Annotated in this window: 21 protein-coding genes; 13 read left to right on the top strand and 8 right to left on the bottom strand. The window is 54.3% G+C overall.

What is annotated here, in order from left to right:
• Positions 1–91: 91 nt before the first annotated feature.
• Positions 92–1,180: an ABC transporter substrate-binding protein gene (locus tag ACMYSK_RS04760; RefSeq protein ID WP_434640626.1), complete on the bottom strand. Its 1,089-nt coding sequence runs from the start codon at positions 1,178–1,180 to the stop codon at positions 92–94.
• Positions 1,181–1,756: 576 nt separating this feature from the next.
• On the opposite strand from ACMYSK_RS04760, the gene ptsP (ACMYSK_RS04755) reads away from it, so the two are divergent.
• From ptsP (ACMYSK_RS04755) to ACMYSK_RS04740, 4 genes are read left to right on the top strand one after another with little or no spacing between them, the layout of a single operon-like run.
• Positions 1,757–4,258, top strand: coding sequence for a phosphoenolpyruvate--protein phosphotransferase (gene ptsP / locus ACMYSK_RS04755; protein ID WP_434640624.1), 2,502 nt, complete (start codon positions 1,757–1,759; stop codon positions 4,256–4,258).
• A 25-nt stretch (positions 4,259–4,283) separates the two neighbouring features.
• On the top strand, positions 4,284–5,303 hold the full coding sequence (locus tag ACMYSK_RS04750) for a PTS fructose transporter subunit IIC (protein WP_434640623.1): 1,020 nt from the start codon (positions 4,284–4,286) through the stop codon (positions 5,301–5,303).
• 1 nt (position 5,304) lies between these two features.
• Positions 5,305–6,159: a helix-turn-helix transcriptional regulator gene (locus tag ACMYSK_RS04745; RefSeq protein WP_434640621.1), complete on the top strand. Its 855-nt coding sequence runs from the start codon at positions 5,305–5,307 to the stop codon at positions 6,157–6,159.
• On the top strand, positions 6,156–6,545 hold the full coding sequence (locus ACMYSK_RS04740; protein WP_434640620.1) for a fructose PTS transporter subunit IIB: 390 nt from the start codon (positions 6,156–6,158) through the stop codon (positions 6,543–6,545). The genes ACMYSK_RS04745 and ACMYSK_RS04740 overlap by 4 nt, the downstream gene beginning before the upstream one ends.
• Before the next feature lie 51 nt (positions 6,546–6,596).
• On the opposite strand, the gene ACMYSK_RS04735 is transcribed toward ACMYSK_RS04740, so the two are convergent.
• From ACMYSK_RS04735 to ACMYSK_RS04725, 3 genes are read right to left on the bottom strand one after another with little or no spacing between them, the layout of a single operon-like run.
• A complete protein-coding gene (locus ACMYSK_RS04735; protein WP_434640618.1) occupies positions 6,597–7,337 on the bottom strand; it encodes a phosphatase in 741 nt (246 codons plus the stop codon).
• 54 nt (positions 7,338–7,391) lie between these two features.
• Positions 7,392–9,386, bottom strand: coding sequence for a transketolase (tkt, locus tag ACMYSK_RS04730; protein WP_434640616.1), 1,995 nt, complete (start codon positions 9,384–9,386; stop codon positions 7,392–7,394).
• A gap of 12 nt (positions 9,387–9,398) precedes the next feature.
• Positions 9,399–10,031, bottom strand: coding sequence for an HAD-IA family hydrolase (locus ACMYSK_RS04725; protein ID WP_434640614.1), 633 nt, complete (start codon positions 10,029–10,031; stop codon positions 9,399–9,401).
• Positions 10,032–10,413: 382 nt separating this feature from the next.
• On the opposite strand from ACMYSK_RS04725, the gene ptsP (ACMYSK_RS04720) reads away from it, so the two are divergent.
• From ptsP (ACMYSK_RS04720) to tal, 5 genes are all read left to right on the top strand, one after another.
• Entirely contained in the window at positions 10,414–12,924 is a 2,511-nt protein-coding gene (ptsP, locus tag ACMYSK_RS04720; RefSeq protein WP_434640613.1) for a phosphoenolpyruvate--protein phosphotransferase, read from the top strand.
• Positions 12,925–12,985: 61 nt separating this feature from the next.
• Entirely contained in the window at positions 12,986–13,306 is a 321-nt protein-coding gene (locus ACMYSK_RS04715; protein WP_434640612.1) for a PTS fructose transporter subunit IIB, read from the top strand.
• Positions 13,307–13,477: 171 nt separating this feature from the next.
• A complete protein-coding gene (locus ACMYSK_RS04710; protein ID WP_434640610.1) occupies positions 13,478–14,581 on the top strand; it encodes a PTS fructose transporter subunit IIC in 1,104 nt (367 codons plus the stop codon).
• A gap of 9 nt (positions 14,582–14,590) precedes the next feature.
• Entirely contained in the window at positions 14,591–15,844 is a 1,254-nt protein-coding gene (locus ACMYSK_RS04705) for a class II D-tagatose-bisphosphate aldolase non-catalytic subunit (protein ID WP_434640609.1), read from the top strand.
• Between the two features lie 92 nt (positions 15,845–15,936).
• Positions 15,937–16,887 carry a transaldolase gene (gene tal / locus ACMYSK_RS04700; protein WP_434640608.1) on the top strand — a complete coding sequence of 317 codons (951 nt, stop codon included), beginning with the start codon at positions 15,937–15,939 and terminating at the stop codon, positions 16,885–16,887.
• 24 nt (positions 16,888–16,911) lie between these two features.
• Here tal and ACMYSK_RS04695 read toward each other — a convergent pair whose 3' ends face one another.
• Positions 16,912–17,730, bottom strand: coding sequence for a phytanoyl-CoA dioxygenase family protein (locus tag ACMYSK_RS04695; protein WP_434640607.1), 819 nt, complete (start codon positions 17,728–17,730; stop codon positions 16,912–16,914).
• Between the two features lie 205 nt (positions 17,731–17,935).
• On the bottom strand, positions 17,936–18,850 hold the full coding sequence (locus tag ACMYSK_RS04690; protein WP_434640605.1) for a LysR substrate-binding domain-containing protein: 915 nt from the start codon (positions 18,848–18,850) through the stop codon (positions 17,936–17,938).
• A 510-nt stretch (positions 18,851–19,360) separates the two neighbouring features.
• On the opposite strand from ACMYSK_RS04690, the gene ACMYSK_RS04685 reads away from it, so the two are divergent.
• From ACMYSK_RS04685 to ACMYSK_RS04670, 4 genes are read left to right on the top strand one after another with little or no spacing between them, the layout of a single operon-like run.
• Positions 19,361–20,881: an amino acid ABC transporter permease/ATP-binding protein gene (locus ACMYSK_RS04685; RefSeq protein WP_434640603.1), complete on the top strand. Its 1,521-nt coding sequence runs from the start codon at positions 19,361–19,363 to the stop codon at positions 20,879–20,881.
• A gap of 25 nt (positions 20,882–20,906) precedes the next feature.
• On the top strand, positions 20,907–21,803 hold the full coding sequence (locus ACMYSK_RS04680) for a phytanoyl-CoA dioxygenase family protein (protein ID WP_434640601.1): 897 nt from the start codon (positions 20,907–20,909) through the stop codon (positions 21,801–21,803).
• Positions 21,800–22,618: a transporter substrate-binding domain-containing protein gene (locus tag ACMYSK_RS04675; protein ID WP_434640600.1), complete on the top strand. Its 819-nt coding sequence runs from the start codon at positions 21,800–21,802 to the stop codon at positions 22,616–22,618. The genes ACMYSK_RS04680 and ACMYSK_RS04675 overlap by 4 nt, the downstream gene beginning before the upstream one ends.
• Positions 22,619–22,622: 4 nt before the next feature.
• Positions 22,623–23,354: a class II aldolase and adducin N-terminal domain-containing protein gene (locus ACMYSK_RS04670; protein ID WP_434640599.1), complete on the top strand. Its 732-nt coding sequence runs from the start codon at positions 22,623–22,625 to the stop codon at positions 23,352–23,354.
• Positions 23,355–23,395: 41 nt separating this feature from the next.
• Here the strand turns inward: ACMYSK_RS04670 and ACMYSK_RS04665 are convergent, their stop codons facing one another.
• Together ACMYSK_RS04665 and ACMYSK_RS04660 are read right to left on the bottom strand one after the other, a co-directional pair.
• Positions 23,396–23,887, bottom strand: coding sequence for a TlpA family protein disulfide reductase (locus ACMYSK_RS04665; RefSeq protein ID WP_434640597.1), 492 nt, complete (start codon positions 23,885–23,887; stop codon positions 23,396–23,398).
• On the bottom strand, positions 23,874–24,569 hold the full coding sequence (locus ACMYSK_RS04660) for an ABC transporter ATP-binding protein (RefSeq protein ID WP_434640595.1): 696 nt from the start codon (positions 24,567–24,569) through the stop codon (positions 23,874–23,876). The genes ACMYSK_RS04665 and ACMYSK_RS04660 overlap by 14 nt, the downstream gene beginning before the upstream one ends.
• Positions 24,570–24,573 lie beyond the last annotated feature (4 nt).

Genomic DNA, 24,573 nt, shown 5'->3' with positions numbered 1-24,573 from the left:
GGCGCGGAGTACAAACCAGACGGGTGTTGAAAACCGGGCTGCCCCGGCACGAAAAAGGCTGTGCAATCGATGATGCACAGCCTGACAGACATTATTTTGCGGCGGCGGTACGCCATTGTTTAATAAATTGCAGACGTTTTTGCGGCTCCAGATATTCCAGTAACGTTTCGTCGACCGGAATCGGCTTCAGCGCGCTCCCCAGCATTTTAGTCATTCCGTCGATATCATTTTTACCTTCAATATCGTTGCGAATAGACGGAATATCGGCCTGATTAGCCAGAATACCCTGGCCTTTTTCCGACAGAACATAATCGAACCACAGTTTGGCGGCGTTCGGATGTGCGGACTCCTGAGTAATAAATGAGACCCGCGACAATACCAGCACATAATCTTTCGGGTATGAAATCCCTAATGATGAGTCGGTTTTCGCCCGCGCTTCTGCGTAGGAGCCGAGAATGTTATAGCCCAGCAGGTTTTCACCCGAGGAGACTCTCTCCATCATCGTGCCGGTCGAGGACTGCACGGTCAGGCCGCCTTTCGCCATCCCCGCCAGATCGGCGAAATAGTTGGCGTCAGCTTTACTGTCCTGCACCGCCAGCATAAAGCCCAGCCCGGATTTCTCGATATCGTAGGTGGTGACTTTGCCTTTGAATTTCTCCGCCTGGGCGGCGACCAGTTTTGCCAGCGCGGTATGAGAGTCCGGAACATCGCCCTGCGGAATCAGACGTTTATTATAGATAAAGACCACCGGCTCGTAGGTTGTGCCGTAGGCTTTTTGCTGCCAGACGGCCCATTTTGGCAGCTTGCTCAGTTCAGGTGAGGCGTATTTCTCGGCATAATCCGTCGCGAGTTTTAGCGCCGTGTCCATCGACGAACTCCAGACCACATCACCGCTGCCGCCACCCGCGGCCTGCTCGCTGATATAGCGGTTATAGAGTTCAGTACTGTTCATATCGTTATATTCAACTTTTATCCCGGGGTACTGCGCCTCAAACCCTTTAATTAACGGGCCGGCGGCTTTAGTATCCGTCGTTGAATAGATGACAACGCTGCCCTCTTTCACCCCGGCATCAACCACTTTTTGATAATCAGCCGGGTAACCCTGAGGTAATTCTGCCAGCACAGAACAGGAGAAGACTGTCGTCAGTGAAACCACTAAACCACCAATTTTCCTATACATAAAACCAACCCTTAATTATCATTTATTAAACACAAATTTAACATATAGTGAGACATCAGGGCGTTGCAACGACGGGGTTTGTTTTTTTCCGGCTTTTGTGACGCTGGGTTAATTTAAATAAATGAAGAGTGAGAAACAGCCGTATCGAGATAAGCACCGGCGGCGAGGAATATTAAGAAAAGATGAAGTTCACCGGGTAATTCCCGACATTAATAACGTTGATGAAAGGGTAATAAAATGGCGCAATCTCTTTTGATGGCCATTTGGGCCGTATTGAGCGGCGGTAGCCGGGCACCCTTCTGAAAACGCCCTCTCCTGCGACCTCGCCTGTAGCTTAAATTTTGTGACCTACATCGCAAACTTATGGGTAAACGTGAGAAAGATAAAACGACGTTAAATCAAACAGCTAAGTCGTTATCTCCGGGCTCATAAATATGACAATAGTCACAAAATCACAATCAGGTCACTATTTTTAAGTAAAGGTAACTTTTTTACTATGTCATCGCTTACGTGAACAGGGAAAGATAGCGGGCTAATGCACGACATTTTCGTGCACGACAGTATCCAGGAGTCGACATGGCGGCGATCATTACCTATGTATGCGAGCTTAATGAAGGGATCCACGCCAGGCCAGCGGGGTATATTGCGCGCTTATGTAACCTGTTCCAGGCCGCCATTGACTGGGAAAATACCCGCACGCATCTACACGCAAATGCCAAAAGCGCCCTCTCTCTGGTAGCCACCGATACGTTACTTCATGACGAATGCCGCATCACCCTCAGCGGAGATGATGAACAACATGCCGCCGCGCAGTTGCGCGGGCTGCTTGCTGAACTACCGGCCTTTCGCCTGACGCCGGAAACCGAAACCACACAGGGCGACCTTCCCCGCTGCCTGATGGAACTTCATCCGCAGGTCATTCAGGGAACCCGCATCAATAAAGGTGCCGCCATCGCGGTGCCGCGGGTGATGCCGGGCCTCACTTTTGCCGACCTTATCGCGTGTAATCCCGGTCATTTCGCGGGTTTTGCCAACGAAAAAGCCCGGCTTCTCGCCGGCTTTGAGGCGCTGCGTAAGGAAAAAAATCGCGCCCTTCGGCACACCCAGGGCATTGAACACGATCTGATAGAAGCCCATCTCACATTAATGACCGACATGGCATTTCAGGATAAGGCTATCGAATATCTGAGCAACTCGATGAATGCCTGGTCCGCCGTCATCCATTCGGCAGTTGATTTTTGCCGTGAACTCGAGCGTACGTCCAGCCACTATCTTCAGGAGCGAACGCTGGATATCCTCGATATCGCCACCCAGTTCCTGCGCACGCTCTATGGCGAACAGGCGCTGGCACATTCGCCGCTCACGCTGAGTGAACCGACCATTGTCTTTGCCAGCACGTTGACGCCCAGCCAGTTTCTGGCGCTCGACAGAAGCCATCTGGCGGGCCTGGTGCTCTCAGCGACGGGGAAAACATCGCACACCGCAATCCTGGCTCGCTCTCTGGGTGTGCCGACCCTGGCCGATATCGATATTTCGGCGCTGACCCTGGCTCCTGACCAGCAGGTGGTTATCGACGGCGAGCCGGGCATTCTGATCGTTGCCCCGGACGAAAGGATCCTGCGCTATTACCGGCACGAAATTGCCGTGCAGCGTGCCATGCAGCAGCGGTTGCAGGAAAGCATGTTGGCAGCGGCGGAAACCAACGATGGCCACCGGGTGCACATTGCCGCGAATATTGCCAGCCTGGCGGAAGCGCAGGCCGCTTTTGACAACGGTGCACAAGGGATTGGTTTATTCCGTACCGAGATAACTTTGATGGGGCGCGAAGCACCGCCCGCCTACGAGGAACTGGCCGATCTCTATACTCAGGTGGTTACTCTGGCAGCCGGCAAAGCGGTTATTTTTCGCACCTTCGATATCGGCGGCGATAAACCGGTGGAATACCTCAGTGGTAGCAGGGAAGCGAATCCGTTTCTCGGCCTGCGCGGTGTGCGGAACTACCCGCTGCACCGCCCGCTTTTTGCCCGGCAGCTTAAAGCAATTCTGCACGCGTCGGCAGCAGGAAACGCCAAAATTATGCTACCGATGATCGCGCGAACCGAAGAACTTATCTGGTGCCGGGAAGTGCTTGAGTCCGTTAAACAGGAGATGCGCCGCGAACAACTGGCGTTCGATGAGCATATCGAGCTCGGGATAATGCTCGAAGTTCCCTCGGTGCTGTTTGCCATCGCGGACATGGCCGAATATGCCGACTTCTTTAGTCTGGGCAGCAACGATCTGACCCAGTATTTCTTTGCCACCGATCGCGGGAACGCTGCGGTAAAAGTACCCGATGACGGCCTGGCACCCTCTTTTTTGCGCGCTCTGCGCCTGGCGGTAGACGAGGCGCATCGGGCCGGTAAACCAATCGGCCTGTGCGGTGAGCTGGCCGCCGACGCGCTGCGGCTTCCCCTGCTCATCGGCCTCGGGTTCGATGAACTGAGCATGAACGGCCCGGCGATTCCGGCGGTAAAGCAGGCTCTGCAAAAGGCAAATTACACCGATTGCCAGACGCTTGCACAGTCGCTTTGCCGCAGCCAGCGCGCGGCAGAGGTTTATACGGCGCTGCAAATGTCCGGCGGCGTGGCCGCCCCAAAACCCCTCCTGTCGCCGGAAATGATTTTGTGGGACATCGATGCTGCTGACAAAAATGAAGCGATCAAAATGCTGGTCGACAACCTGTGGCTTCATCAGCGTACCGAGGCGCGGGACAAGTTGTGCAACGATATCTGGGCCCGGGAAGTGCCGTTTCCCACCGTGGTAGGCTCCGGCTTTGCCATCCCTCATGCCCAAACGGACGCCGTCCAGGATTCCACCGTCAGCATTGCGACGCTGCGCCAGCCTATCGCCTGGGGCGGCGTCATGGTGGATACCCTGTTTATGCTAACTATCGGCAAATCCGCGAAGGATAACGCGCATATGAAGTACTTCTCGACCCTCGCGCGGATGCTGATGAATGATGAATTTGTCATCCGAATCAAAGAGGCCAAAAGTCCGAAAGCGCTCTACAACCTGATATCCGGAACGCTGGATTTTTAAGCATCAAACCCGTTATGAGGCTGGCATGTTAAAACTCTTAAAAAATACTAAACGGCATTTTATGACCGGCGTCTCGTACATGATCCCGTTTGTCGTCGCAGGCGGCGTTTTGCTGGCGCTGGCGGTGATGTTTAATGGCGAAGCCGCCGTACCGGACCACGGTTTTCTCAAGGCCATGTCACAAATTGGTGTGGCCGGGCTCACGCTGTTTATCCCGATCCTGTCGGGATTTATCGCCTATTCGATGGTCGATAAGCCGGGCATCGCACCGGGTGCAATCGGCGGGTTGATGGCGTACCAGATGGGCGCCGGCTTTTTAGGCGGCATGCTGTCGGGCATTATTGCCGGACTGGTGGTTACTATTCTGCTCAATGCGATCGCCCGACTCAACATTCCCCACTTTTTGCGGATGGTATTGCCGATATTTATTATCCCGCTCGTGGGGACATTCCTCACCGGTATGGCGGTGTACTACATTATTGGCGACCCCATCGCCGGCGTAATGAAGTGGCTTAGCGTCTGGCTGGGCAATATGCAGGGCGCCTCGTTTATTCTTCTCGGCGGCGTGTTGGGCTGCATGATCGCCGTCGATATGGGCGGGCCGATGAACAAAACCGCCTTTTTCTTTGCCGTGGCCCTGATATCCACCAACCCGCAGCTGATGGCGGCAGTCGCCGCTGCAGACTGCACGCCGCCGCTCGGGCTGGCGCTGGCAACGTTCTTATTTAAAGGCATCTTTAATGATGTTGAACGGGAAGCGGGAAAGCCTGCCGTGATTATGGGCTTTATGGGGATTACTGAAGGCGCCATCCCTTTTGCCGCAGCCGACCCGGTGCGGGTGATCCCGGCAATTATGCTCGGCAGTGCCGTGGCGGCCATTCTGTCGCTGTGGTTTGGCGCAACCAATGCCGCCCCCTGGGGCGGGCTCATTGTTTTACCGGTAGTCAGTAATCATTTTGGCTATATCGTTTCTGTGTTAGCCGGGACCGTTACCACCGCCGTGGCGGTCAAGGTCTTAAAGACCGTTATCAAACCGCAGGCATAATATGGGCACCTTTATTCAATCTATTCTCAGCGAATTCAGTACCCAGGGGACGGCGAATGAGAGCGTGCTGGTGGCCAACGGCAGCGCCCAGGCTCCGGCGATGGCCTACCATCTGCACGTTCCGCGTATTGAGCTGACGGTGAAAGGCTCGCTGAGTATGCTGTTGCCAAAAGGCGCAGACCGAATCGTCAAATATGAACGCCCGGTCGGCACGATTACCTATATTCCGGCCAATAGCTGGAACTCCCCGCAGTGGGAAAGCCCGGTTATCTGCATGTCGGTCGTGTTCTGGAAGCAGGACGTGGGGTTTAGCATCAGCAACTGGGACGGCGCCCAGTTTAAAGAGGTGGAAAAGTATAATCTGCAAAACTCCAGCAGCACCGTTCGCGATCGTCTCCTTGAGCTGGCCGAGTCGCTGGCGTGGGCACAGGATAACACCGGCGAAACCTTTGCCCATATCGTCTATGTGCTCATCAACGACCTGCTGCATCAGATAACCGATGGTCTGAATAACCGCCGAGGACCCGTTTCTCTGCTCGATGAAATAAAAAGCCATATTGATAGCCGCTACCACACGGATATTAGTCGGGAAAGCGTTGCCGCGACCTTTAATATCTCGCCAGGCTATCTGTCACGTCTGTTTTCGAAGGAGTCAGACGTGAAATTTAACGAGTATCTGAAGTTAGCCCGCATCTCACATTCCAAAGCGTTGCTAACAAATACCAATCTGAAAATAAATGAGGTTTCAGAGAAGTGCGGTTTTACTGATACCAACTATTTCTGCAAGGTATTTCGAGATATCAATGACTGTACGCCGCTTGAGTACCGGCGCAAAAATAAGGGAGCAAGTTTATGACAACCCGTGCAGGAAAAGATGATATTCAGCCCTTCTCCAGCGAACGGAATCTCCATATCGTGGCGGTAACCGCCTGCGCAACCGGCGTAGCCCACACCTACATGGCCGCTGAGCAGCTGGAAAAACTGGCCCGGCAGTACCATTTCGCCATAAAAATAGAGACCCAGGGCGTACTTGGGCTGAAGAATCAGATAACCGACAAAGACATTTTTACATCAGAACTCGCCATCATCGCGTCTGATATTACTATCGATAATCCCTCGCGCTTCGAGGGCTGCCGGATCCTGAATGTGTGCATCAATTCGCTGCTGTTAAAGCCGACGGAGGTTATCGCCGCGATCCGCAAGTCGCTGAATCTGCCGAGAGGCAATATTATCGACCTGTAGGTTGTGTCAGCTAGTCCCCGGCAGGTGTAGTGCTACCGGGAGCCACTTTTTTCACGTCCACAGCGCCTCAAGGCCGGGGATTCTTCCCCCGCCATGATCCTCAAGAAACGCCAGAACCTGTCCTGGCGAGTGGTTCAGAATCCTTGAGGCAGGAAAACCGACTTCATCAAGCAGAACCTGACAGGCGCTAAAATCACCCAACGAAAAAGCGCTATGCGCATCGCTGCCTAAGGCGAGTAGCCCACCGCTTTCGGCGACGGCGGCGACGATTTTGCGGCAGTTTGCTTCACTGCCTTTGCGTGAATGCACAAAAGAGGCGTTATTCACCTCCAGCGCCACATGACAGGCTTTGGCGGCGGCGACTACCGCCGGGATATCAATCGGGTATTCCGGGTTGCCCGGGTGACTGATGATATGCACCTTCCCACTCTCTATGACCGCAATCAGCGCATCGGTATGGGTCGTGATATCCGCCGGTGCAAACACCTGCTTATGGAATCCGGCGATAACCAGATCCAACGAGGCGCGCATTTTGTCGCTGCAATCGGTCTCACCGCCGGGTTTAATATTGGCTTCAATCCCGCGCAAGATCCCCACGCCTTCGACGATACGCGGCAAAATACGTAAATGACTAAAATGAAACGGATGCGGCGCATCAACCATCTCCGGGCCATGATCGGTGATAGCAATAAGCCGGATATGGTTTCGCACCGCGGCGGCAATATAATCATGGACCGTGCTGTAGGCGTGAGTGCTGGCCAGGGTATGCATATGAAGGTCAACGGGATACATGTTATCTCCCCTGAATGAAATGCGGCCCCTCAACAGATCAAGGGGCCGTGAATGTTATGCCAGTAGCGCTGTTGCCTGCTGCAAGACCGCCTCAACGGTGATGCCAAACGCCTGATAAAGCTCCTCCGCCGGGGCGGATTCGCCGTAGCTCCGCATGCCGATAATTGCGCCGTTGAGGCCAACGTATTTGTACCAGTAGTCGGTAATACCGGCCTCAATCGCTACACGCGCGGTGACAACCTTCGGCAGCACGGCGTCACGATACGCCGCCTCCTGTTTGTCAAAGGTATCCGTGGATGGCATCGAGACAACCCTTACGCGGACGCCTTGCGCGGTGAGCGTCGCCCACGCCGCAACGGCCAGTTCAACCTCCGAGCCTGTGGCAATAAGAATCAACTGCGGCTGCCCGCTGCACGCCTTCAGAACATAGCCACCGCGGGCAATGTCCTGCACCTGTTGCCAGGTTCGCTCCTGCTGGGTGAGGTTTTGTCGGGAGAGAATCAGGGCGGTCGGCCCCTCCTGACGTTCAACGCCAAACTTCCACGCTACCGCAGACTCCACCTGATCACACGGCCGCCAGGTGCTGAGATTTGGCGTCAGGCGTAAAGAGGCTATCTGTTCCACCGGCTGGTGGGTCGGGCCATCTTCACCCAGGCCTATCGAGTCATGGGTATAGACCATCACCTGTCGTTGCTTCATCAGCGCCGCCATTCTGACCGCGTTGCGGGCGTACTCCACGAACATCAGGAAGGTCGAGGTATACGGCAGGAACCCGCCGTGCAGGGCTATCCCGTTGGCGATGGCGGTCATGCCAAATTCACGCACTCCGTAGTGGATATAGTTCCCCGCGGGATCGTCAACAATTGAGCAGGAACCTGACCACAGCGTCAGATTTGACGGCGCGAGGTCGGCAGAACCGCCGAGAAACTCAGGCAGCCACGGTCCAAAGGCCTCAATCGTATTCTGCGATGCTTTGCGGCTGGCGATTTTTGCCGGTTTGGCCTGCAGTCTATCGATAAATGCCTGCGCCTTACTGGTAAACTCTGCGGGCAGTTGCCCGTTCACCCGCCGGGTATATTCTTGAGCCAGTTCGGGGAACGCTTTCGCGTAGGCGGCAAATGTGTCGTTCCACGCGGCCTCTTTCGCCTGACCGACTTGCCGGGCATCCCACTGCGCGGCGATTTCAGAAGGGATAACAAACGGCGGATACGGCCAGCCAAGCGCCTCACGCGTCGCCGCCACTTCGGCCTCGCCCAGCGGCGCACCGTGTACATCGTGCGTCCCGGCTTTATGTGGTGCGCCCATACCAATCACCGTCTTGCAGATAATCAATGTTGGCTTCGCCGCTACTGACTTTGCCTGTTCAATAGCGGCGTGAACTGCCGCGGGATCGTGGCCATCCACGCTGCGCACCACGTGCCAACCATAGGCCTCAAAGCGTGCGGCGGTGTCGTCGGTGAACCAGCCTTCTACATGACCATCGATAGAAATGCCATTATCGTCATAAAACGCGATCAGTTTGCCGAGCTTAAGCGTCCCGGCCAGGGAACAGACTTCGTGTGAAATCCCCTCCATCATGCAGCCGTCGCCCATAAAGACATAGGTGAAGTGATCGACAATCTCATGACCTGGACGGTTAAACTGCGCGGCAAGGGTTTTCTCAGCAATCGCCATGCCGACCGCATTAGCGATCCCCTGCCCCAGCGGCCCGGTGGTCGTTTCCACTCCAGGGGTATAGCCCACTTCCGGGTGGCCCGGCGTCTTCGCATGCAGCTGGCGAAAGTTTTTCAGCTCTTCGACAGGCAGGTCATAGCCGGTGAGATGCAGCAGGCTGTAAATAAGCATCGAGCCGTGGCCGTTGGAAAGCACAAAGCGGTCGCGGTTGACCCACCGCGGGTTGGCGGGATTGTGGTTAAGAAAATCCCGCCACAGAACTTCGGCAATATCCGCCATCCCCATCGGTGCGCCAGGGTGGCCGGAATTTGCCTGCTGTACGGCATCAACGCTCAGCATACGGATGGCATTTGCCAGGTTTTTTCGTGATGGCATGTCAAACTCCCTCTACAGCTTAAGAAAAAAATCAGCCTCGCCCTCTCGCATCACGCTCAGGCCAAGGTAGTGTTCGATGGTTTGCCAGGTCTCGATGTCATGAACCACCGACTGCCGGGTCAGCACTTCAATCGTCACGCAGCCGGCATGAACGGCAGACAGCAGGCCGGCAGTTGAGTCTTCAAATGCGAGACAGCTGGCGGGAGAAAGGCCGAGTCTGGTGGCGCCGGTGAGGAAGGGTTCCGGATGGGGCTTACCCTCAAAAATATCGTCGCAGGTTACCAGCACGGGCGGCTCGGGGAAGCCGACATGGTTGATTCGCGCGGTTGCAACCTTGTGCGACCCCGATGTCACAATGGCCCAGGGTACCTGCAGGCTCGCCAGCCGGTGGAGAAACTCTCCGGCGCCCGCAACGGCGGTAATGCCCTCGGGATGGGCCGCCTCGAAATCTTCCAGCGCGCGTAATTCTTCAACGATCGTCTGTTCACTGGCCGCAGGCAGAAAATGGCGCAGCGTCGCCATCGCCGGTTTGCCATGCAGGAAATGACACACCGCGTTAGCATCCAGCTGCTTTTTAGCGGCCCATGCCCGCCAGGATGCCTCGACGAAATCCAGCGAGTTAACCAGCGTCCCGTCTAAATCCAACAATATTCCACGAAAATGCATCGCTTCTACCACGGAAATAAAATGAGTGTGCTTTATTTTGTACTGCATTCATTGGTGGCGCTTAAATAGGAAGAAAGTTGTTTTAATAGTAATTACGTGACCATCGTTCACGATTAATCAAACGCGTGAGCCTTGTCACACGGCGTTGCTATATTTTCAGCGCAGAAACAAACCCCATTTATCGCTTAATTTCATGACAGCCATCACAAATTACCCATCCGGCTATTTTATTCGAGCAAAGGTCACTTTTTTTCTATTCAAAGGAAGAGGCGAACGATGAAGGATATAAAACATGAACAGCAGGTTCGACACCTGCTCTGAAAATTAATCAGCCTTTGCGATAAGATGACCGGGAGCGATAATGTCAGAGACAATAACCTATCAATGTGAACTGAAGGAGGGTATTCACGCCAGACCTGCGGGACATATCGAGCGGCTGTGTAATACTTTTCAATCTGCGGTGTGCTGGAAAAATATACGCAGCGGCATTCAGGGTAATGGCAAAAGCGCCCTCGCCATTGTCGCTACCGATACCCTGTTCGATGACGTCTGTGATATTACGCTCAGCGGAAAGGATGCGCCTGATGCCGCGCGTAAACTCAGTGCGCTGCTCAAAAAACTGCCCTCTTATGAAGTCAGCCAACCCGTCGATAACGCCGCGCCTGCGGGCTATCTCCCGCGTTCTCTGCGCGAAACCCAACTCAACTTCATCCAGGGTTCACGTATCAGCGGTGGCGTCGCCATTGCGAAACCGCTGCGGATCCAGAGCCTGTCATTGAGCGAAATGCTGGCACGCAATCCCGGGGGGAACGACCAGGCTGAACATCAACAGCATATTTTCCTCGCCGGCTTAGAAACGCTTAAAAATGATAAACAGGCGGCGCTGGATATGAATAAAGGCGTTGAACATGACATTCTCCAGGCACATTTATCAATTATTAGCGACGTCACCTTTCAAAGCCATATTTCCGACGCAATTGTCGATGGTGAAAATGCCTGGGGAGCGGTTATCAAAGCGGCAATGGAGTTTTGCGATATACTTAACCGCTCATCAAGTAAATATATAAAAGAGCGAACCCTTGATGTTCTCGATATTACCGGACAACTGCTTACGGCCATTTACGGAGCAGGCGTGCTGCCGCAAAATCGTTTCGAATTAACGCGACCATCGATTATTCTGGCCGACAGCCTGACGCCCGGTCAGTTTCTCAGTATGAATAAAGAGTATCTGGCTGGCATGATCTTATCGGCGACCGGAAAAACGTCCCATACGGCCATTCTTGCGCGTTCGCTGGGGATCCCAACCCTCACCGATATTGATTTTTCTACGCTGGCGCTGGATGAGGAAAATAACGTCATCATCGACGGCAATCCGGGGATTTTGATTACCGACCCGGACGAAAAAGTGCTGCGCTATTACCGCAATGAAATCTCCGTGCAGCAAACCATGCAGCGGCAGATGCTGACCGAAGTCCACGAACCGGCCCTCACTCTCGACGACCATCCCGTTGAGATCGCCGCCAATATTGCCAGTCTGGCAGAAGCGGAATCCGCCTTTCGTCAGGGCGCTGAAGGTATCGGCCTGTTTCGCACCGAAATGTCATTTATGGATCGTGAAACGCCGCCGGATTATCCCGAGCTGGCGGCGCTCTACGGCCAGGTCATACGCCTGGCCGACGGCAGGCCAGTCATCTTTCGCACATTCGATATCGGCGGTGATAAACCGGTCGATTATCTCAGTATCGGTGAAGAAGAAAATCCGTTTCTTGGTTTTCGGGCGGTCCGCACCTATCCGCGCTACCGCGACCTGTTTGCCATGCAGCTGAAAGCGATCCTCAGTGCTTCAGCTTACGGCAACGCAAAAATCATGATCCCAATGATTGCCAGCGTCGATGAGGTTATCTGGTGTCGCACCGTGCTCGATGAGGTCAAAAGCGAGATGCGAGAGGAAGGACTGGCGTTTAACGATGAGATTGCACTCGGCGTGATGCTGGAAATTCCCTCGGTCATCTTCGCCATTAGCGACATTGCCGAACACGCGGATTTCTTCAGCGTCGGCAGTAACGATCTGACCCAGTATTTCTTCGCCGCCGACCGGGGAAATACCCAGGTCGAGAGCGTCTACGACAATCATGCTCCGGCATTTCTTCGCGCCCTGCAATTTGCTGCCGATGAGGTCCATCGTGCGGGTAAATGGATTGGCCTCTGCGGGGAACTGGGCGCCAACAAAGACTTTCTGCCCCTTTTCGTCGGTATGGGCTTCGATGAACTCAGCATGAGCGGCGCCGCAATCCCCGGCGTCAAACACGCCCTGCGCGAGTTGAGTTATGCCAAATGCCAACGCCTGGCGCAGGACATCGTGGCCTTAAAACGTTCGGCTGAAATTAAGACCGCCCTACGTTCCCCGGATGTGAAAGCGGTCGACCACAGGCCCATCATCACACCAGAGTTTATTTTCTATGGTCTACAGGCCAACGATAAAAATGAAGTCATACAAAAGATGACTGATAACCTCTGGCTACACCATCGCACCGATAGCCGGGAACGGTTGAGCGATGATATCTGGGCGCGCGAAGACGCCTTTTCCACCGCTGTGGGCTATGGCTTCGCCATTCCCCATACCAAATCGGAACATATCCACACCTCCACCATCAGTATGGCGACGTTGGAAACGCCCATTATGTGGGGCGATCAGCAGGTCGAAACCGTCTTTATGCTGACGGTAAGTCAATCCGCCGACGCCAACGCGCACATGAAATATTTCTCCACCCTGGCCAGAAAACTAATGAAAGAGGATTTTCGCCATGAAATAAAAAATGCCGAAGACGTCACCGTACTCTACAACCTGATGGCAAAAACATTAGCCGTATGAAATCAGGATTAATTGAATCACCTTTTAATTAACAGCCAAATAAAATACTCAGGAGTCACTCATGAAAATTGTCGGCGTTGCAGCGTGTATTACCGGAGTCGCCCACACCTATATGGCTCAGGAAGCTATCGAGCAAGAATGCAAAAAAAGAGGTTATACCGTCAAGGTAGAAACCCAGGGCGGCATGGGCATTGAAAATGAATTAAGTGAAGAGGAAATTGCCGAAGCCGATGTCGTTATCCTGGCGATCGCTATTGGTATCGAAGGCGTCGAACGTTTTGAAGAAAAAGAAGACGCAGGAAGAATTATCTCACTCAATCCAGCGGAAGTTGTGCGCGATCCGGCTGCCATTATTGATAAAGCCGAGCGGCTTGTAAGTTAAATAACACCATCTTCCCCGGATTTATTTCGACATCCGGGGTGATGATTAAAAATATTAATTATATTTCTGCGAACTCTGTATTTCTGCGGACAGGTCTGAGCGCCTGCGGCTGATATCGCCGCAATCTCACGATCGCACCTCAAAAAATTAGAGGGTTCTGGAGGATTAAAAATGTCGGATAAAATGAAAGCGATTAAGGATGATTTAGTCAAAGCGTTCAGTACCGGTGTGTCATATATGATGCCGGTGGTCGTCGTTGGCGGGATCTGTCTGGCGCTGTCGCTGGTTGGCGGTGAACCGGTTGCGGGCAAAGGCATGGTCGTGACCAACCCCTTCTTATTAAACCTTGGCGCCATCGGGAGCGCCGGTCTGGGGATGATGATCCCGGTGTTGGCCGCCTATATCGCCTATTCAATTGCCGGGAAGCCGGGACTGACACCAGGGGTCATTACCGGCTTTATGGCCACTACGCCGCTGGGGGCAGACCATGTTGTCACTGGTTTTCTCGGCGCGATGCTGCTCGGTATTCTCAGCGGATATGTCGCTAAATGGGTCAAAAGCTGGAAAGTCGGCAAAGTCCTGATGCCGGTGATGCCCATCCTGATTATTCCCATCGTCTCGACTTGTCTGGTCGGCATGCTTTATCTCTATGTCCTGATCGGTCCTATCGGTATCGCCATGAAATGGCTGGTCGCCATGCTCTCGAATATGCAGGGGAGCAGTGGCGTGGTATTAGGTCTGATTCTTGGCGCGATGGCAGCATTTGATATGGGAGGGCCGGTCAATAAAACCGCCACGGCATTTACTCTTGCGCTGATGGCCGAAGGTATTTACGGACCGAACGGGGCTTATCGTATTGCCTGCGCTATTCCGCCGCTGGGCATTGCTCTCTCAACGTTTATTTCTCAGCGTAAATGGGCGGAAGATGAAAGAAGGATGGGTACTTCCGCAGCCTTTATGGGATTAATTGGCATTACCGAAGGAGCAATTCCCTTTGCCGTTAAAAATCTTAAGACCGTCTTACCGTCAATTATTATCGGCAGCGCTGTCGGCGCTGGTCTGGCAATGATTCATGGCGTCGAATCGATGGTGCCGCATGGCGGTTTAATTGCGATTGCCGGCGTCAATAAAGCCCCAATGTGGTACGTCATTGATATGGCTATCGGCGTTATTGTCACCGCAGTTTGCCTGCATATTCTGCGCCCCAACATTAGCGACCCGGTAAAAAAAGAGTCGGCTAAAAAAACCATGACTACTGATATGAATAAAGCCTGAGGAGTTATCATGAAAAATACAATGAAACAGTACGTTGATTATATCGTAAACGGTGGCAAATCCACGATGCTGGGTATTGGCCCAATGTCTCCGGCGCTGATCCAGGCCTGTTTTGAACTCGGTAAAGAAAAAGATCTGCCGCTGATGTTTATTGCCAGTCGCAATCAGGTCGATGCTGATGAATTTGGCGCCGGCTACGTCAATAACTGGGATCAGTTCCGCTTTGCCGCCGACCTGAAAGCCATGGCGGAAAAAGTCGGTTTTGACGGCGACTATTTCCTCTGCCGCGACCACGGCGGCCCGTGGCAGCGTGATAAAGAACGTAAAGACCATATTCCTGAGGCTCAAGCGATGGAGCTGGCTCGTCGTTCCTATCAGATTGATATGGATGCAGGTTTCGATCTTCTGCATATCGATCCGACGAAAGACCCGTACGTCGTCGGCAAAGTGATTGATATCGAACTGGTTCTCAGCCGCACCGTTGAGCTGATCCGCTTTTGCGAAAGCTATCGTCAGGCCAACAACCTGAAAGAGTTCTTCTATGAGGTCGGTACCGAAGAAACCAACGGTGGCCTGACTGACGTCAGCGCCTATGAAGGGTTTATTATTGAGCTCAATAAACGCCTCGCAGCCGAATCCCTGCCGCGACCGCTGTTTATTGTTGGCCAGACCGGTACGCTGACTCGCCTGACCAAAAACGTCGGCCACTTCAATGACCGGCAGTCCGCCGAGCTTTCCGCCATCAGTACCCGCCACGGCGTGGGCCTGAAAGAGCACAACGGCGACTACCTGCCCGATGAAATTCTGCTCAAGCATCCTGGCCTTGGGATCACCGCGATGAACGTCGCTCCGGCCTACGGTACCATCGAAACCCGCGCCTATCTGAAACTGGCGGAAGTCGAAAAAGATCTGGCGGCAAAAGGCTTTATCAAATCAGCCTCGGCGTTGAAAACCGTACTGACCCGCGAGTGCGTGCTCAGCCATAAATGGGAAAAATGGATGACCGATGAGCACAAAAACAAATCTGAAGAGCAAATTTTCAATGACCCTGCGTTGCTGAAAGAGATCCTCGAACTTAGCGGTCACTATAACTACGAAAAACCGGCGGTAGTGAAAGAGATGCAGACCCTGTTTGCCAATCTGAAATCCTTTGGCATTGAGCCTGAACGTTATGTGGTGAATAAAATCAAGGACATGATTCAAAACGAGGCCGAGTGTTTCAATATGCCCGGTTTGACCACCCGCGTCGCACGGGCAAAGTAACCCCGCCTCCGGTTTCAATATCCTAACGCAATAATAAGGAGCGGGCTGCTCCTTATTATTTCAGGAACGTGATGAAAGAACAGGTAATGGTTATGAATCAACTTGAACAATTAAAGCAGCGGACAACGATTGTTGCCGACAGCGGGGATATTGACAGTATCATCGCCTATCAGCCAGAAGATGCAACCACCAATCCCTCGCTGATTTTTAAAGCGGCGCAGCTTCCGCAATATCAGAAACGGGTAAAAGATACCGTCGCGGCGGTGCAGTCCCGACAGCCGGGAAAAAAGGTGCAGCCCTCAGCGGTGGCGGATTCTCTGGCAGTCAGCATTGGCGCCCTGATCCTGAAAAGCATTCCCGGACGCATCTCCACGGAAGTCGATGCCCGCCTTTCTTTCGATACCGAAGCCAGTATCCGTAAAGCGCGAGACATCATCGCCTTGTACCAGGATAAAGGCATCGATAAATCGCGGGTCTTAATTAAACTCGCCGCAACCTGGCAGGGGATCCGCGCCGCCGAGACGCTGGAAAAAGAGGGTATCCAGTGTAACCTGACGCTGCTTTTTTCCTTCGCTCAGGCTCGTGCCTGCGCCGATGCTGGCGTGTTTTTGATTTCCCCTTTTGTGGGCCGAATTTACGACTGGTATAAAAAGAATCAGCCGGAAACCGTATTTACGGTCGACAACGACCCGGGCGTGGAATCCGTACAGAAGATATACCACTTCTATAAAACTCACGGTTATCGGACGGTAGTGATGGGCGCCAGTTTCCGCACGCCGGAACAGGTGCTGGCGCTGAACGGCTGCGATCGGCTAACCGTCGCGCCTTCGCTGCTGGCGCAGCTACACGACAGCACCGCTCCAGTCCCTGCCCCGCTGAGCTGGGATGGCGTGGTGCAGGTTAAACCGGAACCGATGGGCGAAGCGGAATTCTACTGGGCGCATAATCAGGATGCGATGGCGGTGGAAAAGCTTGCCGAAGGCATCCGGTTATTTGCCGTGGACCAGAACAATCTTGAGGTATTACTCAGCCGCTTTATTTGAAGCAATTACCGCTGCCTGCTGCCGTTACTCCCGCGGCCAGATTTGGGGAAATAGCGAAGAGACCAGCGCCTCGCCATCTTTCAGCGTCAACTCCGGAAACGGCGGCGAAGTCACGCCGCCGCGATCGGCGAAGGTGGCATCATCTCCGACCCAGCGCGCGGAGAATACCCGCCGCGCACGCGCGGAGGTATTGCCCCTCGCACCGTGCAGGGTCCGGTAATGAAAGGCAACGGCATCCCCCGGCTCCAGCGCCCAGCTGACGATATCGTAATCGTCCTGATGGGCGTCAATATCCGGCAGCTCTTTGAAGCGGCTGTGGGCGTAGAGTTTTGAACCGTTAAAACGAGTTGGACTGTACTCATCTCCCCAGCGGTGCGAACCGCGGATGCAGCGCAGTGAAATCTCTTCCGCCACCGGGTCCAGCGGGATCCACAGGCTAACGTTTTGCTGCCCTTCTACGCAGTAATAGGGCTGGTCGTGGTGCCACGGCGTCACCGTGCTGCCGCCGGGCGGTTTCACCAGAGTATGTTCATGGAAGAATTTTGCCGTTTTCGACTGCATCAGCGCGGCGGCGATTTCTGCCGCTGGCGACTGGCGGACAAAACGTTCAAAATCAGGGATCCGCGACCAGTTGCAATAATCCTGAAAAAAAGGGGCGGAACCATCTTTCGGCACCACCGTACGGGCGTGACCGTATTCGCTGGGGTTAGCCATCAGTTGTGCCACGCCGGTAGCCAGGCTCTCAATCCACGGCGCAAATACGCCTTTCAGCAACACCACACCGTCCGTCTGATAGCGGTCGATCGTCTGCGCATCGATGCCTGGAACACGCTGATTTTGCATAGTTAACCCTCCTGTGCCGAACAATCATGTGGCGGAATAATTCCCTGGCCAGCCGGGTGTTTCGCCACGGTAAATAGAACGCACTCAGGTTATTTAATCGCCCGCCGATGGTAAATTATTTTAAAACGAGTCGCTAAATAGAAAATTACGAGCCTCAATGGTGTGACGGGAATAAACAGGCCCGTAGCGACGACCGGCTATGTATTCAAAGATGTGCGGGGGTTAATTCAATGCTCCGACAATAGTCCATAAACAGTTGTGTAGGCCGGGTGGGTTCATTATTGGCAAGATGCGCCATAATTAATGTCGAGGCTGGCATGTCATCTTCAATATCCAGCTGCACGAGCCTTTCTCCGTCATAGGTCATATCGCAAAGCGGTCGGGTAACTAATACCGAAAACCCCAGCCCTTGCCCGACCATACAGCGCACCATTTCGATAGAGGGCGAGCTGTAAGCCACCTCCGGGTGATAACCCTTCTCTTTAAATATAGTGATGAAGTAATTTTTGCTCGGCACCGCATCGAGCAAAATCATCGGCTCATGGCTTAGCTCCTGCAAAGTCACGCTACTTTTCTGTGCCAGCGGATGGCTGGCGGGCAGTAGCGCATACGGTTTATGCGGTGCATTCAGCATCTCTTTATTGACCGAATGACCTAATTCCAGATCGTAAACCAGCGCCAGATCGAAGCGCCCGCGATGCAGGCCGTGCATTAATTCATGCTGTTCACCGTCATACAGCTGAAGGGTAATTTCGGGATACATTTTTTTAAACCCGGCCACCAGCTTTGGCATATACAGCGGTGCGACGGATTCAAAACAGCCCACGGAAATCGTCCCGGAAACCAGTTCCTTATCGGCGCGGGAGTTTTGTTCAAACTCGTATGAAAGGCGCAACAGCTCCTTTGCTTTCTCATAAAAACGCCGCCCGCAAGAGGTCAGTGAAACGCCCTGCGCATGATGGCGAATAAACAGCTGCTGCTCAAAGGTGCTTTCAAGGTTTTTAATGGCAATCGAGATCGACGGCTGGGCAATATGCAGCTGCCGGGACGCTTCCGCGATGCTCTCGGTCTCTACAACGGTAACAAAGTATTTAAGTTGTTTGAGCGTGAATCGCGTCATAGTCTCACCCTATATGAAATATTGTCCCGAACGGAAACGGTATAGTTTCCTGATATGCAATATATGCATTCTCTGCAAGCATCATGCCATTTCATCTATGGGTCATTATTTTCTTACCGGACAAATGCGTTATTTACTTTCCTGGCCGGGTAAAAATAATCGCTATATCGTCTCATCGGGTTAATTGCACCAACCTGAATCACGCTGCACCAGATTAATTCATTGAACGCCCCACCATTGCACAAAAATGCTTTTCCCCGCGTATTTCGTTGACCAGTCTCCGCAATTGTTTTTTTAATGTTTAGTTCTTGTTTCGCACTCATTGCTTTAAATTTATTGAAGTTAATCGACCTGTATAGTTTTTTTAAACTTAAAGGCCAAAAATTTACTAATTGCCTCCCGGCGAAAACTGCCAGCATAGTGTAATTGCAAGATAAGCCCTGGCGATGCCCTATTTTTGATCATCGGTATCGCATTCATCTCCGTTAATTATGGCGAGTAAAATAGCCCATGACGTTTAACTGGAACTACATGTTAAGTCTGCTCAGCGATGCAGATTTTTGGCAGGCCACCTGGACCGTCATTAAATTAAGTCTGCTGACCTGGGGTTGCAGTATTGTGCTGGGCTTTGTTCTCGCCCTGGCCAAGCAGTCGCCGCGCAAGCTTTTTAATCTCCCGGCGCGGCTCTATATCTGGCTGTTCCGCAGCCTGCCGCTGCTGGTGCTGCTGATCTTCGTCTATAACCTGCCGCAGGCGGTACCGGCTTCTGCGGCGGTGCTCAACGACCCGTTCTGGGCCGGCCTGCTGGCGATGGTGCTGAGCGAAGCCGCCTACGTGGCCGAAATTCACCGCGGCGGCCTGCTCTCAATACCTAAAGGTCAGAGTGAAGCCGCCCGGGCGCTGGGACTGCGCTATGCCGGCACCCAATGGCGGGTGATTATTCCCCAGGCGCTGCGCGTCGCCCTGCCCGCGCTGGCCAACGAATATATTGCCGTTGTGAAGCTCAGCTCGCTGGTATCCGTCATCTCCCTGACCGAAATTTTGATGGTCGGTCAGCGCCTCTATTCGCAGAACTTCCTGGTGATGGAAACCATGGCGGCGGTGGCGTTCTACTACGTCCTGATCGTTACCGTCTTCGATTTCTTGCTCAAACGCCTGGAAAGCTATCTCGACGTTACCCGGCGTAAAGTCACGCGCCCTATCGACAGCGAGATGCAGCGACTGGCGACGCAAACACGTCCGGCGACGGTACGTAACGTGGTCGACCATCCCCATCCGGCGTTGCAGGCGTCAAAACTTCACAAGGCCTATAACAATGTGGAAGTGCTCGGCGCCGTCAGCCTGCAAATTCAGCCGGGAGAAGTGGTATCGGTGATTGGCCCTTCCGGCTCCGGGAAAACCACCCTGATCCGTCTGCTCAACGGGCTTGAGCAGATAGACAACGGCGAGATTCGTATTAACGGTCAGCCATTTATTCACCTCGACCGTCAGGGCGTGCAGAAACCCCGCTTTATAGAGAACGCACAGTACCGCCTGAACATCGGCATGGTGTTTCAGAGTTTTAACCTGTTCCCCCACCTGACGGTTCTCGGCAACCTGCTGCTGGCACCGCGCTACCATCGGCTGGCACCGAAACCCGAGCTGAAGCAGCAGGCCTGCGAACTATTGCATAAGGTCGGCATGCTGGACCATGCGTGGAAATATCCACACCAGCTCTCCGGTGGCCAACAGCAGCGCGTGGCGATTGCCCGTGCCCTTATGATGCGCCCGCAAATTATGTTATTCGATGAACCCACCTCGGCGCTTGACCCGGAAAAGGTCAATGAGGTGCTTCAGGTTATCGAATCGCTGGCCCATGAAGGCATCACCATGATCATCGTGACCCATGAAATGAATTTTGCCTTCAAAGTCTCCGACCGGATTGTCTTTATGGAAAAAGGGCGCGTGGTGTGCGACGACACGCCGCAGGCCATGCGCGACGGCAACCATCCGCGCGTGGACGCCTTCCTGAAAGATGTTTCCCTGGCTTAACGCTTCGTTTATGAAAGGAAAAATTATGATTGCGCAGTGGCACATTGAACAGTTTCATCAACAAGGTTTTCTGGTGGTCGAAGGGGTGCTTTCTCCTGCCGAAGTCGCCGCTTTACAGCAGGATTTTGACGGTTGGGTCGAAGAAAGCCGCCGCCATACCGCGGTCTGGGGAGAAACACTGGACGGCCGTCCGCGCTTCGACCTGGAAAGTGACCACCGCGCCGACCACCCTTCTCTGCGTCGGGTCAGTTCGCCAACGGAAATTTCCGCCGCCTTTGAGCACGCCGCCCTGCAATCGCGCATGGCGACGATTGCCGCCCAGCTTATCGGCGGCAGCGGCACCCGTTTTCATCACAGCAAAATTAACTCCAAGCTGCCGTTTACCGCCACCCAGGTGAAATGGCATCAGGACTTTCTGTTCACGCCGCACAGCAATGACGACATTATCACCGCCCTGCTGATGGTGAGCGAAGTGACGCCGGAAAACGGCCCCTTGAACGTGGTACCGGGGAGCCATAAGGGGCCGCTGTGGTCCCACTGGCAGGACGGACGTTTTACCGGGTCCGTCGAAGATGAGGTGGTGTCGGCGCAGTGCCAGCAGCCCGAAGCCTGCTTTGGCCCGTCAGGCTCCGTCTGCTTTATGCATACCCGCCTGCTTCACGCATCGAGTCCCAATGAAACCGAGCTACCGCGAACGCTGTTTATCAGCGTTTATGCCGCCGAAGACGCCCTGCCGTTTGGCGAAAACCCGTTGCCTAGCCTTCATGCCGGGCAGCTGGTCGCCGGCGAGGAAAGCGGCCTCGTTCGCAGCGCCGCCAATCAGCTACGTTTGCCGCAGAAGCCGCGCGGCGCCTCTTTCTTCGTTCAGCAGGCCGGCCACGATCTTGCCAGCATGTCATGTTATCCCCTGGAGGTTTTATGAAACACTGTAACGCACTGCTTCTTTGTACCGCTGGCGCCCTGACCTCGTTCAGCTCATTTGCAGCTTTCCTGCAGCCGGGGAAGATAACCGCCGGTTCGGATATGACCTTTTATCCTTATGAATATATGCAAAATAATACGCCGGCCGGTTTTGATATCGAGTTTCTCGCCGGTCTGGCCAACACCATTGGCCGCGAGGCGATCAATACGGATACCCGTTTTCCTAATCTGATCCCCGGTCTACAGGGCGGACGTTTTGATATCACCAACTCATCGATGTATATCACCGCCGAACGCCTGAAGGTGATCGACATGGTGCCGTACCTGAAAAGCGGCGAATCGATTCTGGCCCTTAAAGGCGCCAGCTATCAGCCCAAAACCCCGGAAGAGTTCTGCGGCCATAAAATCGGTTCGATGGGAGCGACCTCCTGGCTGGCGCAGCTGCAAAAGCTCTCGGCGGACTATTGCGTGAAGAAAGGCCTGAAGCCTATCGTATTGAGTGAGTACAGCACCGACCCGCAAACCACTCAGGCGCTGCTGTCGCGGGCGGTGGAAGCGCAAATAACCGACGCGGCCGTGGCGCGCGGCGTGGTCGAAAAGCTGGGCGACCGGATCGTTATCTCTTCCGATACGCTCATTTACCCGGTGCTGAACGGCTTTGGCGTCAAAAAAGGCAACGACGAAGTGAAGAGCGCGCTTGAGGAAGGGCTGAAGAAATTCAGCGCCACCCCGGAATACGCGGCGCTGCTGAAGAAATACAACTTCCAGCCGCCAACCGAAGCCGACCTGAAAACCCTGATGCCGACCGTGGAATAACGCGATGGCCTACTCATACGAAGAACAAACGCGGATCGATCTGGCGGCGACGTTTCGTATCATCGCGCATCTCGGTATGCATGAAGCCGTCGCCAATCACTTCAGCGCAGCGCTGTCGGCAGACGGCAAAAAGTTTCTGCTGAATCCGAAGTGGAAACATTTTTCGCGGATTCGCGCCAGCGATCTGCTGCTGCTGGATGCCGATGATGAATCCGCCGCGCACCGGCCGGACGTAGACGCCACCGCGTGGGCGATCCACGGTCAAATCCATCAGCGGCTGCCGGAGGTTCGGGTGGTGCTGCATCTGCACCCGATCTATACCACCAGCGTCGCCTGCCTGGAAAATCCGCAGATCCTACCGGTAGACCAGAACACCGCGCGCTATTTTCATCGCGTGGCGGTAGATACGCTGTACGGCGGAATGGCGGATACCGTTGCCGAGGGTGCGCGGCTGGCCGGGCTGCTGGCGGATAAACGTCGTCTGCTGATGGGCAATCACGGCGTTCTGGTCACCGCCTCTTCCATCGGTGAGGCTTTTGACGATATCTGGACCCTGGAGCGGGCCTGCCAGATTCTGGTTACCGCATGGTCAACCGGCCAGCCGTTAAAAGTCTTGTCCGCTGAGGTAGCGGAGAAAACCGCCCAGGACTGGGAAAAGATCGCTGATTTCTCCCGCCAGCACTTTGCCGAGATGAAGCAGATGATGATTGAGGCCGACCCCTCGGTACTGGACTAAACGACCCACCGGATCATCCCGGGCCTACGGACGGGATGATCCTATTCGGGCTGTGCCAGGCGGGTAAACACCGCCTGTAGCTCTTCGGGTTTTCGCCATCCCTGATGCAGGTCGCGGACCCGCCCGCTGGCGTCAATCACTATCGATGTCGGCGTCCCGATAACCTGATAACGATCCTGAGTAATATGGAGCTGGTCGCGCAGCACCGGGTAGCTGATGCCATGCTTCGCCAGCAGCGGCGCGATATCCACCTGCTCCGGATCGGTATTCACCCCCACCACCACCAGTTTATCCGGCCAGCGCTGGCTGAGCGCCTGCAGCGTATCCATCTCCGCGAGACAACCTCCGCAGCTGGCCGACCAGAAGTTGAGATACACCGCCTTCCCCTGCCAGCGTTCCAGGCTGGCAGGTTTACCTTGCAAATCAAAGGCCGCCAGCGCAGGTGCCGTCTCACCGCGCGCCAGATTCTCTTCTTTACAGCCGGACAGGAGCAGAATCATCAGTAGCGCCATCATGACTTCAGGCATGCGCATGGGTATTAACCTCCTCACCGAGATATTTGCCGTGCTGGAGCCGTACGATTCGGTCGGCGAATTTTCCCAGCGCCGGGTTGTGGGTCACCATCACGATAGTGCGCCCCTGGCGATGCAGGTCGGTTAGCAGGTCCAGCACCCGCTGTTCATTCTCTTCATCCAGGTTACCGGTGGGCTCATCGGCAAAAATCACCGGGGGTTCATTGACCAGCGCCCGGGCAATACAGACACGCTGCTGCTCCCCGCCGGAGAGCTGGCTGGGTAAATGGGTCATGCGATGTTCAAGGCCCACCTGTGCCAGTACCGCCCTGGCCGCCGCCTCATCGACGACGCTGTGGTAGTGCTGCGCCAGCATGATGTTTTCCAGCGCCGTCAGAAAAGGAATCAGATGGAACTGCTGAAACACCAGGCCTATCTTCTGCGCGCGAACGCGTCGCCGTCCCTCTTCATCCAGTGCCGCCGCATCGGTTCCGTCGAGGATAACCTGCCCCTCGCTGGCGGTGTCCAGACAGGTCAGGATATTCATCAGCGTCGTTTTCCCTGAGCCGGAAGCCCCCATAATGGCGACGAACTCACCGCGGGCGATGCACAAATTAATGTCGTCCAGCGCGGTAACATCTCCGAACCGCTTAGATAAATGGCGGGTTTCAATCGCCATCTGACGTAAAGGCGTAACGGTCATGGCG

The sequence above is a fragment of the Klebsiella sp. I138 genome (assembly GCF_051131765.1).
Taxonomy (GTDB): Bacteria; Pseudomonadota; Gammaproteobacteria; order Enterobacterales; family Enterobacteriaceae; genus Klebsiella.
This window is presented reverse-complemented; position numbering and strand designations above follow the sequence as displayed.